This window comes from Secundilactobacillus malefermentans DSM 5705 = KCTC 3548 (genome assembly GCF_001436395.1).
Classification (GTDB): Bacteria; Bacillota; Bacilli; order Lactobacillales; family Lactobacillaceae; genus Secundilactobacillus; species Secundilactobacillus malefermentans.
Genome location: NZ_AZGJ01000017.1, coordinates 15,684 through 32,810, shown reverse-complemented (window position 1 = coordinate 32,810; position 17,127 = coordinate 15,684). Strand labels below are relative to the sequence as shown.

Here is a 17,127-nt window from a genome sequence, read left to right as displayed (position 1 = left end):
ACGATTCATGACAGGGAGAGCAAAGACGTCAGCCTGTTAATTCAATTGTGAAGACTTCAGTTAGCTCTGAATAAATTCATTACTACTTTTCCCTCATTTTCAGTAAACGTTCCAAAACGAGTCTTATTATCCCTACAGCCATAGCACCGCCAGCAAAACAGCATTAACGATTGCAGTTACCAATGGTCCAATCGCTTTAAACAGGCTTATTTTAATCCCAATAAGGCCATCAAGTAATTGCACAATAATCATGATAAGTGCTATCACCATCAAAGCAGGCGTTGATTTTATCAAGATAAGTCCAACCATTATCAATGCAATTGCGGTACTGCGGGATAACGCGTATTTGGCATTAGTCAAAGCAGTCTCAGGTTGAGCACTATGATAAGCGTCAATTGAAAAACCGAGGCTAACCAACGCGCTAATCAATGTAAATGCTGCACAAAGATAATAAGCCATTTTTTCTCCTATCTAATTAAACAGGAATCATTGCTATGCAACGATTCCTTTCGGTTTACCAAGGCAACGTTCCCTCATTTTCAGTAAACGTCCCAGTTACCTCATTATTTGGATCACTTGCCATTGCCACCACTCGAGCGGCCCCCTCTTCAACTTCCTGCATCCCTGGTATTTTAAGTGCATCGGCTGGGCGGCCTCCAAATCCCGTTGCAGTCCAGCCCGGATTAACCGAATTGACAGTGATGTTCGTATCGGCCAACTCCTTACTAAAGCAAATCGTTGCAAAGTTGACTGCCGCCTTTGAGGACTGGTAACCCAGTGAACTCACCTGATAGAAACGAGACTTTGAGTCACTGGCCAAGCTTAACGACCCCATATTACTCGAAAGATTGATAATTTTTGCCGAATCAGCCTCCCTTAATAACGGCAGCATCGCCTGCGTCACATCGATGAGACCAAAGAAGTTCACGTTATACTCCTCACGCATGACATCGGTCGACATCAGTGAAGGCTTTTGATGGGCATCGTTTGTCATCCCCGCATTGTTAATCAAAACGCTAAGGTAGCCATAGTCAGAATTAATCTTGTCTGCTGCCTGCTTGATACTCGTCTTATCCGTCACATCAATTTGAATTAAATCGACGTTCAACTTCAGTTTCTTCAACTCTTGGACGGCTTTCTCGCCCCGTTCCTTATTTCGAGAACCGAGCAAAACGTGCTGTCCTTTTTGGGCGAGTTCCTTCGACGTTTCAAATCCAACTCCTTGGTTGGCACCAGTAATAAGGGTCACTATTTCATTCGTCATTTGATTAAACTTCCTTCATTATTATAAATTTTTTTCGAGCAACCATTGTTCAGCTTGTTGATACAATTTTTTTATATCATCTGGTCGATCAATACCCAGTAACTCCTGACTGATTGAGCCACCAGCTGCCAATCTGACATAGGCTAAGAATTGATAGGATGGTCGAAACTTTTCCAGTTCTTTAGGATCGACATCCAAATGGGTTCCGGGGACAACTGGATAAAGATTATCACTTTCATTAATCGAAATCATTTTTGAAATTTTCCAGTCTTGTTCTCGTTTTTCTACATAATAGATTAAACGCCGAAATGATTCAATTTCCATTTGAACGCCCTTCACCATCATTCGCATTCTGGTGTTTGTTGGTAACTCAACGTAGGCTCGTTCGCCATTTTGATGAACAACGGGGGTGCTGACGCTGCCCACAATCGAAAATCGGGGATCGACTTCAGCAGGTTCTTGATTCAAAAAGGTGTCAATACTGCCACTTTGCCAGCTGGTCGCAACGGTTGCATCTGGGTAGTAGCAATCTGCAATCGCCGGATTATGTCTAACTCGGTACAGTCTTTCTCTGGCAACAAGTTCACTAATTTCCGCAATATCGTTCATGGATGAATTCCTCCAGTATTTGCTTAATGTGCTGACAATTATAGATTTATCAATGCCCTTTTTCCAGTAAAAATAGTGAAAATATTGTACAATGCTGTTAATGATAAAATTGCCTGAACAAAAATTTTGGAGGCTCAATTATGAGTGCAAATGAAGCCCTACTGATTATCGATTATACAAACGATTTCGTTGCCGACAAAGGCGCCCTAACTTGCGGTGAACCCGGTCAGAAAATTAATTCTCAAATTTTAGAACTCGCCAATCGGACACTGGCCGATGGTGGCTGGGTTTACCTTCCCACTGATGTGCATACCCCCAATGACCCCTACCATCCAGAAACCAAACTCTTCCCACCTCATAACGTCCGCGATACATGGGGCCGTGATCTATTTGGCTCATTAGCCCCCTGGTTTGATGCTCACAAGAATCATAAACGGGTTAGCCAATTTGATAAAACCCGCTATAGCGCGTTTGCGGGAACCGATTTAGACTTACGATTGCGTGAGCGCCACATTGATACCCTTCACTTAGTGGGAGTTTGTACCGATATTTGTGTGCTACACACGGCAGTCGATGCCTATAATCTTAACTACCAAATGGTTATCCATAAGCAGGCCGTGGCGGCGTTGACGCCCGCTGGAAACGACTGGGCACTGGATCACTTTGAACATGTGCTTGGCGCTAAGGTTGTTGACTAGAAATAAAAAATCGCCCTATCAACTTAAGATAGGACGATTTTTTATTAACGTTTACTTCGATTCACTTTCTGCTTCTCACCAAGGTTAACCGCATAAATTAGCATTCCAATTGCGACAATTACCAGCAAGGTCAAAACCAGCAAAGCGTTCCGCGAGCCAATCGCAGTCAACCTGGCCAGAGAACCATGACCCGATAACTGACTCATCGCAATGATGGCGGAAACGATTGAAGTCCCCATTGCGCCGGCAAATTGTTGCAGTGTATTTAAAATAGCATTCCCATCGGTCTGTTGGGCAGCATTCAGAACCGATAGACTATTCGTCATGATGTTTCCAAAGATAAGGCCAATCCCAATCATGTAAATAACATAAATCACTAGGATCGCCAGATTGCCCATATTCAGGGCTAGTAGCGTAAATAATGCCAGTCCAATCAGGACGATAAACACACCTGTGAAAATTGGCTTTTTTGCGCCAAGATTATCTAGTAACCGACCACTAATTGGCGACATGGCTGCCCCGATAGCTGCGCCAGGAAGAACAACGAGTCCGGCAATGGTGGACGTGGAACCATTCACTAACTGCATATAGTTTGGCAAAATAAATGAGAGCCCCAGTGACGCAACTTGTAAAATGAAAAAGGCGACCACGTGACCAGAAAATGAGCTGTTTTTCAGCACTCGGATATCAATAACTGGTTGAGAAATTCGCAGACTTCGGTAGACGAGGCCCACGAGTCCAATTAAACCAATTAGCATTGCACCGCCAACCGACAGGCTCATGAACGGGTGTCCTCCCATTTGGCTAAAACCTAGAATGAGCCCAATAAAGGTCACGAAAATGAGGAGAACGCTCAAGCCATCAACTTTTACCGCTTGAATCGTTGATTTTTGTTCAATCGTTTTTATTCCCATGAAGAAAGAAATAATTAGAATAGGAAGTAAAATAATAAAAATAAACCGCCATCCCAAGCTGGCAACCACCACACCACCAAACGTTGGCCCAATGGCTGGCGCAACGGCCGTAATAAGCGTGCCAATTCCCATCATTAACCCAAGCTTCTGCTGTGGCACTTGATCAATAATAATGTTAAACATCAAAGGTAGCGCAATCCCTGTCCCACAGCCTTGAATGATCCGACCTAAGAGCAGGACTGGAAAAATTGGCGCCACCGCATCTAAAATCAATCCTAAAATAAACAGGAGATTTGCTGTTATAAATAAAGATTTCATTTTAAATCGTTTTTTGAGTGTGGAAGATAACGGTACAATGATTGCAACGGTCAGCAGATACCCTGTCGTCAGCCATTGAACGGTACTAGTCGTCACCCCGAATTCTCGCATCAACGTTGGGAACGTAATATTCATTGCCGTTTCGACAATCACCCCACAAAAGGACATCAGGCCCGTAGCGATGACCGCCGCAATCACCTGTCCTCGAATTTTTTGATTCGTATTAATCATTTTAATTATCGATCTCCATTCTTCTTATAATTTTTACCAGCTTCGTCTTTTTTAAGAAACGTTAAAATTGAACTAAAAGCGCGCAATTGAGTAGGCGTAAAATTTGCTTCCAAACTATTTTGTTGAACCTCTAAGTAATCACCAACAACTTGAATAAGGTCTTGCGACTTGGCCGTTAAGTGGACCTCCTTCTGACGTTCATCAGCAGCCGACTTCGAAAGGCTAATAAGTTCCTTCTGAGCCATTCGCTGTAAAAGTGTGGTTGCACTGGATCGGCGTATTGAAAATTCAACTTCAATATCCTTTTGAAGGACAGACTGATTTTTCTGTCTTGCCAAAAAGTCGATTGTCGACAATTGAACGCCAGTCAATCCGTATGATGCCGCAAATGCATCTAAATGACGGCTCATCACGTTCGTTGCTTGCTTGGCTAATCGACCATAATTTAAATTAGTTTCTGCCATATGTTCTACCTCATTTCGTTAGGAAGCTAACGTTTTTATGCTATTCTCTTTTGCTAAAATATGCAAGTGTTAGTCGCCTTGACTTGAGGGATAGCAAATAAAAAATAGGACATAAATAGGCGTCAAGATTAGTCAATTTCAATACACTAATCTTGGCGCCTGTTTTTCTTAACCAGTATAATGTTTTAATTTCCCACCAAATACCGGAAATCCACTTGCACCGCCATAATCCAGTGGCTTTACATGCTGCAATATTTCCATATCTTCATCTGATTGGCCGTCCCTTAATTACCTCTGCTCAAATGAAACACCTCAGCAATTTTGATGAATGGAGTCATGATTTACTTGATCAGTTTAATTTTATTGGAACCTATAATTTGTTTTATAATGCGAGTCTACTAGTCAAAGCTGGCGCCGGAATTGCCCTTACCTACGAACATTTAATTGACACTGCGGGCGAGAATAGACTCGTTTTTCGGCCACTGAATCCGGAATTAACGTAACCTAATACATTAATTTGGAACAAAAGTCGTCGATTACTAAATGTGAGCCAATTATTCTTAGATACTCTGAAAAATTTGATTTAAATTCTGGATTATTTCAAATTCACAAAGTCGTTTAAATTGATTCTCCACCAGGAAAATTTTATGGTTAAGGTGTCACAATACAATAGAGGCGATTGAATAATGGCTGAAGCTAATGCTAAAATCACAGATTTACCAACAACGATGAGAGCCTGGCAGGTTACCACGCCTGGTCCGATTGATGGTGCTCGTTCCCCATTAGAATTTATCACCAAACCAGTTCCAACTCCGGCAGCTGGTGAAGTTCTTGTCAGAGTGTTAACGTGTGGCGTGTGTCACACCGACTTGCACGTATCTGAAGGTGACCTTCCCGTTCACCAAGAACACGTAACCCCCGGACACGAAATTGTGGGCGAAGTGGTGGCCACGGGACCACAAACTAGTCGATTTAATTTGGGAGCACGAATTGGGGTTCCCTGGTTAAGATGGACGTGTGGCGTGTGTCATTTTTGCCGCTCGGGTCGCGAAAACCTTTGTCCAAATTCAAAATATACTGGCTGGGATCATGATGGCGGTTACGCTGAATACGTCACGGTTCCTGAAGGATTTGCTTATCACATTCCTGATCGATTTGATTCGACAACAGCTGCACCTCTCCTTTGTGCCGGCATTATCGGTTATCGTGCTTTTCGCCGGGCAAACGTTCCCGCTGGTGGTCGGCTTGGTTTATACGGCTTTGGCGGGTCCGCCCATATCACGGCTCAAATTGCACTGGACCAAGGAATCGAAGTTCACGTTTTAACCCGTGGCAAAGATTCCCAACAATTTGCTCTGAAACTGGGCGCAACTTCCGCAAATGGCGCTTATGATTTACCACCCGTCAAGCTGGATTCTTCCATCATGTTTGCCCCAGTTGGGGACATTGTGCCTAACGCGCTTAAGGGCCTTGCGCCTGGTGGCACTTTGGCATTAGCCGGCATTCACTTAACCGATATCCCAGAGCTGAATTATCAGCAACACATTTTCCATGAAAAAAACTTGACCAGTGTTGAGAGCAATACCCGAAAGGACGGGGAAGAATTTTTGCGGTTGGCTGATCGATTAAACATTCAACCAACCACAACCCCCTACGCCTTTGATAAAGCAGATGAAGCACTTCGCTTTGTTAAAAAAGGTGATATCACAGGCGCTTGTGTTCTCCAAATTGGCCAAGATTAAATTGGCGACCTAAAAAGAAAGAAGTCATGAAATGTTATTATTTTCTGAGTACTCAAATGATGAAAAACTTCATTATTTAAAAGAACAGGCACCACATGCCGAAATCCACGTTAACGATGAGACAAGTGAAAAGCATGGTGCAAATGGACGCGCTGCTAACTCTATGGCGGGAAAACTCCTCGCCTACGTTGAAGTCCAGGACGTTGACGATATTAAAGGAACTTTGAAGGCAGCCCGCAAATTTCATTTGCCCGTCATCCCTCAAAGTGGTGATACCTCAACCGTTATTGGTGCTGACGGCATTGACGATGGGATTATTTTATCAACTGCTAAATTAAATCACATCAAAAAAATCAGTCCAGATGATGGAATTGCGATTGTCGAACCCGGCGTTGTCAATGGTGATCTCGACCGCGAAGCTCGCAAACAAGGCCTATTTTATGCACCAGATCCTGGATCAAAGCCCATTTCGACAATTGGTGGAAATGTCGGTACCAATGCTGGCGGCATGAGTACCGCAAAATACGGTGCTACTAAGGATTCAGTTCTTGGATTAAAAGTTGTATTGGCGGATGGCCGCGAACTTAGTCTTGGTGGTCGAACCTATAAGCAAGCATTCGGCTACGATTTAACGCAACTGTTTGTCGGCTCTGAAGGAACTTTAGGAATTGTCACTGAAATAACGGTCAAACTTTTCCCAATCCCCGTTGGTCAGCCGGTTACTGGCGTTGCGTTTTTCAAAAATATGGCTGCACTCGCCAAAGCCGTTCGCGATCTTCGCATGTCTGGGATTGCCCCAGTAATGTTGGAGGCGCTAGATAGCAAAACCGTTGCTGCACTAGATGAATACGAAAATACCCACTACGCCAGCAATGATGCTTCAATGCTCATTTTTAAATTGGATGCTGGTGGTCAGGAAAGCCTCGATATTGCCCAAAAGATCCTATCTGATGATGTGGCAACTAACGTTCAGTTGACAACGAATCCTGAAAAGGCTGCCGAATTGATGAAGCTCCGCCAAGATATGCTTCCAGCGGTCTTTGCCCATGGAAATCACATCATGGAAGATATGGCCGTTCCCCTTTCCAAACTCGCCGAAATGATGGATTACATTTTACAGGTTGCGGACGAGCTAGACGTCGACATTTACACTGCCGGTCATGCTGGTGATGGCAACGTGCACCCAAGCCTACTGTGGCCAAAGGATCAGCCAGAACCACCTGTCAAAGTGCTTGAGGCAACTCGCCGTTTGCTTAGCAAAACACTCGAACTGGGTGGAACCATTTCCGGTGAGCACGCTGTTGGGATGTTGAAAAATCAGTGGACCAATGCGGAATTGGGCTTTGATGTAGATGAAATTCAGCATGCAATTAAGCATTTATTTGATCCAATGGGAATTCTAAATCCTAAACGAAAGATTAATTAACTAGACGCAAAAATCCTTAACACCAGAAATTAAATTCTGACATTAAGGATTTTTTGATTTCTATTCTTCTTTGGAACGTTTCTTAAATCCAATTAAGCCTAATAGACCAATCATCATACTCAACCCGACACTCACTAGTTTATTTGATGTTGAGTCATTTGTTTGTGGGAGGTTTGTTTCTGATGATGCTTGTTCATGTTTAGTTGTATATTTTGTTTGCAGCTTCATTGCGTAGTGACTTGAAGCCGATTTTTCCGTTGTCTTTGTTTCAGTAGCTCCAGGTTCATTTGTTGGATCCGAAATTCCTGGATTAGGTTCTCCAGGCAATACTGGAGTTTCTGGTTCCGTTGGCGTCTCTGGAACTTCTGGCGTCGTTGGGGTTTCAGGAGTTGTCGGAGTTTCTGGTGTTCCTGGCTCAGCTGGTGGGGTTACCGCCCCGCCACCACTAGTTGAGGCTACAATGTGTAAAATGGCTGTTTGCGAAATGCCACCAACTGTAATTGTAACTTGGTAGTCACCTGGTGTATTCCAATCAACACCCTCAAAAGTAGATGTGGCTGATTGGCTGACATCTTTACCATCTGAGTCAGTAGCACTGGTAACAAAGTCAGGTGCTGTGGCATGGGAATCGCCAGCGGTATTGGTGACGTCGTGGACGACTAAGGTACTTTGATTGGCAACCACATGGTAAGTTACCGTAGTTGTATGAACTACGCCGACTTTATCGGTGTAACTTAGGGTAACAGGATAATCGCCAACTGTGGAATTATCAACAGCTATTGTATCAGCCGTAACCTCAGAATTATCAACTAGATTACCATCAGGATCCGTGAGTTTGTCAACAAAGTTAGAAGCATCTGGAACAGGATCACCGACATGTCCTGTTTGGTCTTGACCGGTGATTGTACTTTGGTTGGCCAAAACTGTGACATTAATCGGTGTATATTGAGCGCCATAGTAGTAAATAACTCGGGTAACTCCAGGAGTACTAGTATCAACGGCAGCTGGTAAGTAACTAACACTAATATTTGCTTGAGTAGAATTAGCGGGAGCTCCATTTTCATCGTAGTTTGCATAATAGCCTTGCGTTGTGCTGTCTAGGTTACTACTTGGATTCCAAGTTTGTCCAACGTAGAGAGTGGAATCATGGGCCACAATATTGTATAACTCAACATAATCCGTTCTTTGAAATTGCATACCATTTTCATCCGAATAAGTAACAGTAAAATTAAACGCTGGAATTGTTGTTCCGTCTGCATTCATAGGCAATTTAAAGTTATTATTGCTGAAGGTAACACCATCTGAAATATCGGTAACCTCTCCAAATTGTACATTTGCACCAATATAGACGTAGCTAATATTATTCTCTAAGTTTATAGGACCATTAACAGGCATATTAAAAATTCCAGGTTTTTGCTTATTACCATAAAGAGCAACTGGCGCTATCAGTTCCATTAAGCCATTATTTGCAAAAATTCCGTTGCCAAAAGCTGTCGAATTAGCTGGCGTACCTTCTACCACAACACCCGTTAGTTGATTGTTGGCAAATGCATAGTTGTCAATAGTCGTTACACTCGCCGGAATGTTGAAAGTCTCCCCCTGACTCAGGTCATTAGTAAGTTGGTTATTAGCAAAAGCAGAATTCCCAATTGAGGTTAATCCTGTACCAAAGGTAATGGTCTTTAATCCTTGGTTTGCTGATAATCCAGTTTGAGCAAAAGCGCTAGTATCAATTGTAGTGACACTATCAGGAATAACGATACTCGTAAGGTTAGGTGTGTTATAAAAAGCAGTCATCCCAATTTCCTTTAGATGCTTTGGTAAGATAACACTTTGGAGTGTTGTTTGATTTGCAAAAGCACCTGTACCAATCATAGTGACATCCATTCCGTTAATTGTGTCAGGAATAACGATGTTTGTTGCCGTTCCTGTATACCCCCAGATAGTTATTTCTCCGTCGCTTTCCCTAAAATTAAAGTCGGAATCTGGAGTTAGGACATCAGTTGTAGCATTTACTCCTGTTGTATCATCTACTGCCGTTTCATCGAACATCTGTGTTGCCATTTTACTTGATTTCGGTAAATTCGTTTCTTTTACTAAAGTATCATTGCTGTTAGTTTGTTCATTGTCTGCAGTATCTTTTGACTTAATATCTGAAACCGGTACGTTTGGTGCAGGAGTTTCTGGCTTATCTGTCTCAGTAGCCTCATTATCTGTCTTGACGGCAGTTTGGTCTGCATCCGCCCCTGGTGCTTCATTTTCAAGCTTCTGACCAGCTGCGTTTGATCCTGTTTCATCAGCTGCTGGTGTTTGAGCGGCACCTTCAGTACCTGTACCGACATTGGTACCCTCATCAGTGGCAGGTGCTGTGGTAGCAGGTGTGTCTTTTCCTGAATCAGTTCCTGTTAACACTGCTTCTTTCGCACTCAAATCATTACTCGTGCTTGCCGGAGCAGCCTCCGTTTGAGGTGTACCTGTTCCTGTATCATCGGTTGCCGCGCTGGCACTATTTGCCTGCGTTGATAATCCTAAAACACCAGCAGAAAAAGCGTTACCCCTGCTATAATCCAACCCTTTTTGGATTTATACATTTTGAAATGCGTTTTCTTATCCCAAATATTCATTTTTTATTCCCCCTAGTTTTACAACTTCAATTATACCAAATATGTTCATAAAATCACTTATATTATACTGAGAATTGTGTGTATTTGATTACAATTTAAAAATCACGTTTGCGCTTACAAGTTTATATACCTCAAAAATAAAACACCTTCGTTATGAAGGTGTTTTAACTATCTATAAATAGCTACTCTTTTCTTTTCCGTCTGAAGCCTAGTAACCCCACCAAAAACATTAGAACCCCGATCATCGTAAATGAATTTGTTTGACTATCATTTGTTTGCGGGAGTATTGCTGCCGAAGTCATTTTGAGCTGATTATTTTGTTTTAACTTTGCCTCTTCACCGTTTGAATCACTAGGATTCTTGGGCTCTGCTACCGTTCCTGGATTTGCTGGCGTACTTGGTGTTGGTCTAGGGCCATCTGGTTCTTCAGGATTGCTTGGCACAACTGGGTTGACCGGTGTTTCCGGATTTTCAGGAGTCGTCGGTGTTTCGGGCGTTGTTGGCGTCTCCGGAATGTTTGGGGTGGTGGTTCCGCCATCTACGGCCGTATAAATCAGCGTAATTTCAGTCAACGCCGATGTCAATTTCCCAGCTAACGCCCCGTGCGCTTCTTTAAACGTATAATTGCCAATCGTCTTTTCAGGAGTCACTTGATACAAATTGCCAATATGCCCATTTTTGATTGTATCGGCCTTGATTGAATTTCCTTCGTCGTCAACATAATGCACAATCAGTGTTGCTTCATCCACCGCTGGCTCTTGATGAACATCGTACCTTGCCGTCACTTCATACGTATGGATGTTCTTCCAGGTTGCGTAAAGTGCAAGGGCATCATTATACTGCGTGTTTACTTCTTTGGATTCACTCGTGAGGTAAGGATTATCAGTTCGCCAATCATCCACATACCCTGGTCCCCAAACAGCATCAAGATCATAGGTCCAATCGTTCAACACCTTTGCATAAAACTCGGCCCTAGTCATTCCAAGCGTGTCGTAGAGTGCCCGAGTTTCGATGGGTTCCGTTGGAGCATCCAAATTAATGAACAAGTTGCTTTCAGTGATATTCCCCCTCGCACCCTGAACATAATAAGTTTCAATTGGAAAATTATCAAACGTAAAATCATAGTGATTATCCCAGCCATCAGTCGTAATCGTTTTATTGTGAATATCAAATACAACTCGATTCGGTTGGTAATATTGCGTCCCATCCGTCTGAATTTCGTATAAATCTGCACCTTCGATATTGAAATCAGTTGTCTTACTAGCTTCACCAAAAATCAGCCATTGTACTTCATCGGGGCGAATCGTGTTTCCCGCCCGATCAACAAAGTGAACCACTGTTTTTTGATAATTCGGAACTATCTGTAATCGTATCTCCAGTACATAAGTATCAGTGGCCTCATCCTTCACCATTTTAAGGCCATCATAATTTAAATCTGGCGTTAGCAACAGCTTCAAATCATCCGTCGTATAAGCGTTCACGACATTAAACGGTTTTGCTTCGTCCTCGTCAATCCAATAATTAACTAATTCTGCTTGCGACGTTACCATGTGATCAAATAAATTACTCCAATATAGCGGTTGAATTTTCGGTGTTTTACCAATCGCATATTCTCCTCGGAACGTAAATGTTGTGACCGGATTTCCATCTTCATCAACAACGTTCCATTTAATTGACACGGGCTTGCCCATTTCAGCTGGATCAATAGACGATACATCCTCATTTGTAATATGAATTGTGGACGATACCTGACGGGTAACGGAATCTTGGTCGGTCATAACCGTTACGTACCCGTTATTAAGTGGTAATCCTTCACTATCTACATCGGGAAGCTCAACTGGCCCATCAGGAAGAAAGGCAGGCTGACCCGATTGACGCTGAGCAACTTTTGTTTGATTGGCATTCGACTGTGAAGCAGCTGGTGGCGTTTCATCGCTCGGTGAATCTGCCGGCTCAGGCGTTTCAGACTGTGGTGCCTCAGTCACTGGTTCTGCTTCTGGATTTTCAACTGGTGCCGCCGACTCAGTTTGTTGTTCAGTTGGTGCTGGTGCTACCTGAGTCTCCTGCTGGGTTGGTGCAGGCGCTGTTACTGATTCTTCTGCCACTGCTGTACTAGTTTGATCCGCAGAAACTGACGACACACCAAATACCGCCACAGATAAAAATGTGACGCCTATTAGTAGCCATTTTCCCCTACTTTTATGTAGCTTGTAATGAACTATTTTGGTCATATTTCCCCATTTTTGTCGCATTTGCATTTCCTCCCCCAAAGAAGTTGATGTGCGATTCACATGAAAAGTTAATCTTTTTTATAGAATATCATTTAGCCACACGGATAACAATTAACATCTACTAAAATAATGATGAATAACTATTATCAGCTATAATAAATTGAGTCTCATTTGGAACAAAAAAATCCCCTAACCGTCAGCAAAGATTCATCATCTCGGCTGACCATTAGGGAACCTAATTTAATCGTTATTTCATTATTTATTGCAGGTTGAAACGATTTTTTTAACTGCCTCGTTTACTGCAGCTTTTTCCTTTTCAACCAGTGCCACGCGACTCTCGATTGTCTTGATGTCCATCTTGATTTCGCGAGTTAAGCCTGGCGTATTTAGCTTAGGTTCAAAGAAAGCCTTGAACTCTGCCAAACGTTCCGGTGTATGGAATACAGCCGTCGTCACAGTGATGAACGTTGCAAATTCCATATCGCCACCGACTGTATCTTCCAGCCATTGCCAATCATTTCTAATCCAATCCCAAGCGGCTTGTTGGCCCTTATCATTGGCTAAAACGCCACGGTACCAAGCTCGTAAATCTTGAGGTTTGATAAGGTCGGCATTTTCATAGTTATCAACAATTTTGGCGATTTGGTTATCGTCGGTTGTACTCGTCAACGCTGCACGAATATCGGCCTTGTAACTTGCATCCGGCGTTTGACGGTAATCAGCTACTAATTGATCAAACAATTGGTCGTTGCCAAAGTTCTTGACTTCGTTACGCAAAACAAAGACTCGAATATCTGCAGGTAACGTTGCCAAACTTGCCTTGTTTGCGGTGAATAACTTGTGTGCTGAAGCAACTGCTTCTTCATTTTTGGCATACAAAGCTGCATTCAAAACATATGGACGTGTCAGTTGATCATCGTTGGACTCGCCAGCTTTTGGTGTCCATCCCAAACGGGTAACCTGTCTGGTGCTCAATTTGTTAAACAGCGCTTGCAGTTGCGTTTCTTCATCGGATCCTGGCGTCACGAACTTCTTCAAGTTACCCGCAACTTGGTAAAGGGCTGCGTTGACAACTGAAGAAGGATGATTAGCAAAACGGGTCAGTATCGGCACAACGGACGCGTATGAAATTTTGCCGCTTTCAGCTAATAATCGGAAATCTTGCAATAGTTGTAGTTGTGAAATAGCATCCAACATTTCGCTATAGGCAAAGATATCCTTCAGCAAGGTCTCGTCATACTTCACGATAAAGTGTGAGTTGTTGCCGACATTTAAGCGGAACGGCTTGCCGTTTGATTGGCGTAAGTCTTCGTAGTTTCCAAGCTTGATTGTCTTTTCAGTCATGATGGTTGGTGTTTCATCATAATTTCCGTTCAACGGAATCTGCCATTGACGGCCGGTATCTTGGCCTTCTCCAACGAAAAATTGTTGTTGCGAAAGTGTCAATTGACCATCCACAACACTAGCAGAAACCACTGGATAACCGGGTTGTTCCAACCAAGAGTTCATGATCGCGCCAACATCCAAATCGGAAGCTGTTCCAAGGGCACTCCATAAATCGGCCCCCGTTGCATTACCATATTGGTGCAATTCAAAGTACTTCTTCAATCCTGCTCTCAAGGCGTCATCGCCAAGCAGTGCCCGGACCATCACAAGCATCCGCGCTCCTTTGGCATAAACAATGGCACTATCAAATAACGAATCAATTTCAGCTGGATTCTCAACTTTCACGTGGACCGACTGTACACCATCCGTCGCATCCCGTTGCAAAGCAGCCGGAACGTCTGACGTTTGGAACATTTCCCAAACGTGCCAGTCTGGTTCGATTGCGTCGATTGCGACATATTCCATCATGTTGGCAAAACTTTCATTTAACCAAAGGTCATCCCACCACTTCATCGTCACAAGATCACCGAACCACTGGTGCGCAAGTTCATGCGCAATGACCGTCGCCACTAATTGTTTCGTATCTAGTGCTGTATTATCAGGATCCAGGAGTAAGTAAGCTTCTCGATAAGTCACTAAGCCCCAGTTTTCCATAGCGCCGGCCGAGAAATCTGGCAAGGCCAACTGCCATGAATGTGGTAGTGGATATGGGGTCTGGTAGAAGTCTTCATAAAATTCAATTGAGCGCTTCGCAATATCAAGGGCAAAATCAAGTTCCTTGGCATCGTGGGCTTTAGTCCCAAATACCCCAACCTTGACGCCACTCTTAGTGGTCGTCAATTTACTTTGCATATCACCGAAAGCGAATGCCACCAAATAGGTCGACATCTTCACGGTCGTGTCAAAGTAGTGCACGCCAGCTTCTTGTCGAACTTCAGGCATGTTGGCAATAATCGTTTCGCCAGGTTTTTCGTCAAACTTGATAGCTAAGTCAAAGGTTGCTTTTGCCTCTGGCTCATCAATTGAAGGAAACGCTTGACGCGCGAAAGTCGTTTCAAATTGGGTTCCGATTAATTGTTTCTTTTCACCATTTACTTCGTAATATGATGGATAAATGCCCATCATGGAGTCTGTTAGCGGAGCTGTGTAGTCGATTGTAAAGGTCACGTTGCCCGTTTTTCCTAAATCAATGCGAATCGCATCCGCGCTGTCATCTGTTGTAAAAGCAACTTTTTGGCCATCAGCTAAAATAGATTCAATGTTCATATATTTTTGATGAATTGAAATTTTTTCGGCTTTTGCTTCACCAGCAATCGTTGTTTTACCAGTAATCTTCTTTGTCTCACGATTAATGTCTAAATAAACGTTATAGTGTTCCGGTTCAAATAATTGATAAAAATGCGTTGTGTCAGCCATAAAGTTCTCCTTTTAAAAATATTAGAATAATCTCATTATACGACTTTTTCGTGCAGATTTTCATTAGAATTCTTATAAACTGTACTTGTTTAAAAATAATTCAATTTGCGGCCAAACTTGCTCCAGGTACCCCTTTGCATGCTGCGTACCAGGTAAAAAGGTGGTCTCGACTGGGACGTTGTTCTGCACGAGTCGTTCTGCCAGTGTGAAAACGCCTGAAGTCGGGACAAATTCATTTAACGAATTCACTAACATCATGGGGCCAGCAGTGCTGCCAACTCGTCGGTATGGTGTCGCTTTTTCAGCTAACGTCATATCATTATTTAAATAGTTCATCAAGAACCACTTATAAAATGAATCGTCATGTCCCGTTTGATTGATGGTTGCGCTCGCTGCGTTGGTAAAGTCTTGCGTTGTATCAGGCTTTCCAACCACTTCTTCATGTCCTTCAAGCCAAGAATCAATCGCCAAGATTCCCGATAATGAGATGCTGGGAAATCCGTATTTAATTCCTAACTCAACCGCCATATTTCCTCCAGCAGAGGAACCAACGGCAATAATCGAGGGATTGTTAAACTTTTCCCGCAACCATTTTACTAGTTGATCCATGTCTTCCAAAGGTGCTGGGAAATGGTTATCAGGTGTTAAGCGATAGTTGGGAACGACCACTTGATAACCCAGCTTTGCAATGGCCGTCGCCAAATCAACATCTTTTTGCTTATCACCACGAAACCAACCGCCACCATGAATATCAATCACAACCGTTTTGCTTGAATTTTCTGTTGATTCATAATAATCTAACTGCAGCTTATTAGTCTGATCATAGGTCATATTTTTGGTCACCTTAACGTTGTCCATGGGAATTCCCCCTTCAGCTTCGCCACCATATTAGCACAGAAATTCATTTAGTTGCGGTGTTAAAGCCTATAAACATTAGGATTCGATGTCATTTTTCCGGGTTAAACTGACATTTGTCCAAAAAAGGGTTAGTATTTTAAGAACATAAACGATTTGGAGCTGAAATAATGAAAGCATTTGATTTTTTGAACACGGCATCCGCAACCCAAGATAATAAAAATGGTCGTAAAACCATGATGCTTGATAAAGGCATGGGGCTTCACGCGGTTGATGATTTAATTAGCACGGCAGGCGATTATATCAGTTTTGCCAAATTTGGTTGGGGAACTGCCGCCACAATGGACTGGCATTTAATCGAGGCCAAAACTGCTCGGTACCGCAAAGCCGGCATCATCCCCTACCCTGGTGGCACGCTCCTCGAAATAGCTGTCGCAAATAACCAGGCAGACGCCTTCTTCGAGGAAGCTGAATTACTCGGCTTTCAAGGGATCGAGGTCAGCGATGGCTCCACAACGGTTGATAAAGAAACCCGTCGCCATTTGATAAAACAAGCGAGAGATGCCGGTTTTTACGTCATTTCCGAGGTTGGTAAAAAGAATCCAGAACTCGACCACGAAATGAGTCCAGCAGAACGCGTTGCCGAAATTAACGATGACTTAGCAAATGGTTCAAATTACGTCATCATCGAGGCGCGCGAAGCTGGTAAGAACATTGGCATTTACGATGAAAACGGTCAAATTGCCGAGGACGAATTAGATGCGTTAGCCGCTAATGGAATCGATCAAATTATGTTCGAAGCCCCATTGAAGTCTCAGCAAACCGCTTTAATTTTACGATTCGGCAATCAAATCAACGTCGGTAACGTTGCGCATGATGAGGTCACTTCTTTGGAAACACTGCGCCGTGGCTTACGTGCTGACACAATCGGAAAAGTGTGAGGTTAATG

The 17,127-nt window shown here is 43.1% G+C and carries 15 protein-coding genes; 5 read left to right on the top strand and 10 right to left on the bottom strand.

What is annotated here, in order from left to right; translation table 11 throughout:
• Positions 1-132 precede the first annotated feature (132 nt).
• Genes FD44_RS04710 through FD44_RS10635 form a run of 3 tightly spaced genes read right to left on the bottom strand, consistent with a single transcriptional unit; the run spans position 133 to position 1,873 of the window.
• Positions 133-459 (bottom strand): hypothetical protein, encoded by a 327-nt coding sequence (locus FD44_RS04710; RefSeq protein WP_010619527.1) that lies wholly within the window; start codon positions 457-459, stop codon positions 133-135.
• Positions 460-514: 55 nt separating this feature from the next.
• Positions 515-1,264 (bottom strand): SDR family oxidoreductase, encoded by a 750-nt coding sequence (locus tag FD44_RS04705; RefSeq protein ID WP_010619526.1) that lies wholly within the window; start codon positions 1,262-1,264, stop codon positions 515-517.
• Between the two features lie 21 nt (positions 1,265-1,285).
• A complete protein-coding gene (locus FD44_RS10635) occupies positions 1,286-1,873 on the bottom strand; it encodes a hypothetical protein (protein WP_010619525.1) in 588 nt (195 codons plus the stop codon).
• Positions 1,874-2,010: 137 nt separating this feature from the next.
• Between FD44_RS10635 and FD44_RS04695 the strand changes: the two genes are divergently transcribed.
• Complete coding sequence (locus tag FD44_RS04695; protein ID WP_133278386.1) at positions 2,011-2,571, top strand: cysteine hydrolase family protein; 561 nt, start codon at positions 2,011-2,013, stop codon at positions 2,569-2,571.
• A 44-nt stretch (positions 2,572-2,615) separates the two neighbouring features.
• Here FD44_RS04695 and FD44_RS04690 read toward each other — a convergent pair whose 3' ends face one another.
• Positions 2,616-4,034 carry a DHA2 family efflux MFS transporter permease subunit gene (locus FD44_RS04690; protein WP_010619523.1) on the bottom strand — a complete coding sequence of 473 codons (1,419 nt, stop codon included), beginning with the start codon at positions 4,032-4,034 and terminating at the stop codon, positions 2,616-2,618.
• A 5-nt stretch (positions 4,035-4,039) separates the two neighbouring features.
• Entirely contained in the window at positions 4,040-4,498 is a 459-nt protein-coding gene (locus FD44_RS04685) for a MarR family winged helix-turn-helix transcriptional regulator (RefSeq protein ID WP_010619522.1), read from the bottom strand.
• 215 nt (positions 4,499-4,713) lie between these two features.
• Here FD44_RS04685 and FD44_RS10630 point away from each other — a divergent pair, with 215 nt between their 5' ends.
• The 3 genes from FD44_RS10630 (at position 4,714) to FD44_RS04670 (ending at position 7,666) form a co-directional block, all read left to right on the top strand.
• Entirely contained in the window at positions 4,714-5,001 is a 288-nt protein-coding gene (locus FD44_RS10630; RefSeq protein WP_010619521.1) for a hypothetical protein, read from the top strand.
• Positions 5,002-5,184: 183 nt separating this feature from the next.
• Positions 5,185-6,240, top strand: coding sequence for a zinc-dependent alcohol dehydrogenase family protein (locus FD44_RS04675; RefSeq protein ID WP_010619520.1), 1,056 nt, complete (start codon positions 5,185-5,187; stop codon positions 6,238-6,240).
• Positions 6,241-6,271: 31 nt separating this feature from the next.
• Positions 6,272-7,666, top strand: coding sequence for an FAD-binding oxidoreductase (locus FD44_RS04670; RefSeq protein WP_010619519.1), 1,395 nt, complete (start codon positions 6,272-6,274; stop codon positions 7,664-7,666).
• Positions 7,667-7,726: 60 nt separating this feature from the next.
• Here the strand turns inward: FD44_RS04670 and FD44_RS04665 are convergent, their stop codons facing one another.
• The 5 genes from FD44_RS04665 to FD44_RS04650 all read right to left on the bottom strand — a co-directional run bounded on the left by FD44_RS04665 (position 7,727) and on the right by FD44_RS04650 (position 16,181).
• Positions 7,727-10,237 (bottom strand): leucine-rich repeat protein, encoded by a 2,511-nt coding sequence (locus FD44_RS04665; protein ID WP_010619518.1) that lies wholly within the window; start codon positions 10,235-10,237, stop codon positions 7,727-7,729.
• Positions 10,195-10,290: a KxYKxGKxW signal peptide domain-containing protein gene (locus FD44_RS10900; protein WP_076621467.1), complete on the bottom strand. Its 96-nt coding sequence runs from the start codon at positions 10,288-10,290 to the stop codon at positions 10,195-10,197. The genes FD44_RS04665 and FD44_RS10900 overlap by 43 nt, the downstream gene beginning before the upstream one ends.
• Before the next feature lie 182 nt (positions 10,291-10,472).
• Complete coding sequence (locus tag FD44_RS04660) at positions 10,473-12,542, bottom strand: MucBP domain-containing protein (RefSeq protein WP_010619517.1); 2,070 nt, start codon at positions 12,540-12,542, stop codon at positions 10,473-10,475.
• Between the two features lie 234 nt (positions 12,543-12,776).
• Positions 12,777-15,323: a M1 family metallopeptidase gene (locus FD44_RS04655; RefSeq protein ID WP_010619516.1), complete on the bottom strand. Its 2,547-nt coding sequence runs from the start codon at positions 15,321-15,323 to the stop codon at positions 12,777-12,779.
• A 72-nt stretch (positions 15,324-15,395) separates the two neighbouring features.
• The gene (locus FD44_RS04650; RefSeq protein ID WP_010619515.1) at positions 15,396-16,181 is read right to left on the bottom strand and encodes an alpha/beta hydrolase; all 786 of its coding nucleotides are present in this window, start codon (positions 16,179-16,181) and stop codon (positions 15,396-15,398) included.
• A gap of 167 nt (positions 16,182-16,348) precedes the next feature.
• On the opposite strand from FD44_RS04650, the gene comA reads away from it, so the two are divergent.
• Positions 16,349-17,119 carry a phosphosulfolactate synthase gene (gene comA / locus FD44_RS04645; RefSeq protein WP_010619514.1) on the top strand — a complete coding sequence of 257 codons (771 nt, stop codon included), beginning with the start codon at positions 16,349-16,351 and terminating at the stop codon, positions 17,117-17,119.
• The last annotated feature ends 8 nt before the right edge of the window (positions 17,120-17,127 follow it).

Bases quoted from the DNA above. Each gene is read 5' to 3' on its own strand.
- FD44_RS04655 (WP_010619516.1), bottom strand. From the start codon at position 15,323: ATGGCTGACACAACGCATTTTTATCAATTATTTGAACCGGAACACTAT.
- FD44_RS10635 (WP_010619525.1), bottom strand. From the start codon at position 1,873: ATGAACGATATTGCGGAAATTAGTGAACTTGTTGCCAGAGAAAGACTG.
- FD44_RS04675 (WP_010619520.1), top strand. From the start codon at position 5,185: ATGGCTGAAGCTAATGCTAAAATCACAGATTTACCAACAACGATGAGA.
- FD44_RS04650 (WP_010619515.1), bottom strand. From the start codon at position 16,181: ATGGACAACGTTAAGGTGACCAAAAATATGACCTATGATCAGACTAAT.
- FD44_RS04690 (WP_010619523.1), bottom strand. From the start codon at position 4,034: ATGATTAATACGAATCAAAAAATTCGAGGACAGGTGATTGCGGCGGTC.
- FD44_RS04685 (WP_010619522.1), bottom strand. From the start codon at position 4,498: ATGGCAGAAACTAATTTAAATTATGGTCGATTAGCCAAGCAAGCAACG.
- FD44_RS04710 (WP_010619527.1), bottom strand. From the start codon at position 459: ATGGCTTATTATCTTTGTGCAGCATTTACATTGATTAGCGCGTTGGTT.
- FD44_RS04705 (WP_010619526.1), bottom strand. From the start codon at position 1,264: ATGACGAATGAAATAGTGACCCTTATTACTGGTGCCAACCAAGGAGTT.
- FD44_RS10900 (WP_076621467.1), bottom strand. From the start codon at position 10,290: ATGAATATTTGGGATAAGAAAACGCATTTCAAAATGTATAAATCCAAA.
- FD44_RS04660 (WP_010619517.1), bottom strand. From the start codon at position 12,542: ATGCGACAAAAATGGGGAAATATGACCAAAATAGTTCATTACAAGCTA.
- FD44_RS04670 (WP_010619519.1), top strand. From the start codon at position 6,272: ATGTTATTATTTTCTGAGTACTCAAATGATGAAAAACTTCATTATTTA.
- comA (WP_010619514.1), top strand. From the start codon at position 16,349: ATGAAAGCATTTGATTTTTTGAACACGGCATCCGCAACCCAAGATAAT.